We start from the raw sequence: 439 nt of genomic DNA, 5'->3' as shown, positions 1-439 counted from the left end.
GTTGAGCGGAGAGGACGGCCAGGGATGAAAATTCGATGGCGACTGCGCATGGCCGCGGCCCAGCGCGAGATCTGGACGGGAGCCGACCTGCGCCGACTGCTTGCCGAGAGAGCCGGCCTGGAAATGTCGGCGGCATCGGTATCGGCGCTGTTGACCAAGGAACCTAGTCAGATCAAACTCTCCACTCTGATCGCTCTGTGCACGGCGCTGCAATGCACACCCGACGACCTGTTCGAGATCGATACCGCGCCGGTCGAGCAGTCCGCAGCCCCGCCGGGGTCGGTCCCGCAGGCGAAAGCGCAATCCGTCAATTCCCGAGGTCGATCCATGCCGCCGATGTGATCGCCACTATTTTGCGGGAAGTGATTGCCGATCATGGGAAAACGGCAGCGTGACTGCGTCGACTGCGGTGCTCCGGTGGGGATCATCGGGCGAGAAC

1 protein-coding gene is annotated in these 439 nt (G+C 63.3%); it reads left to right on the top strand.

What is annotated here, in order from left to right; all coding sequences use genetic code 11:
• Positions 1 to 342: helix-turn-helix domain-containing protein (locus ACFWJO_RS40070; protein ID WP_386873263.1), on the top strand; the 342-nt coding region annotated here is incomplete at its 5' end.
• Positions 343 to 439 lie beyond the last annotated feature (97 nt).

The sequence above is a fragment of the Streptomyces sp. NPDC127092 genome (assembly GCF_042722475.1).
GTDB lineage: Bacteria > Actinomycetota > Actinomycetes > Streptomycetales > Streptomycetaceae > Streptomyces.
The sequence above is the reverse complement of the archived record's forward strand: the minus strand, read 5'-3'. Positions and strand labels throughout refer to the sequence as shown.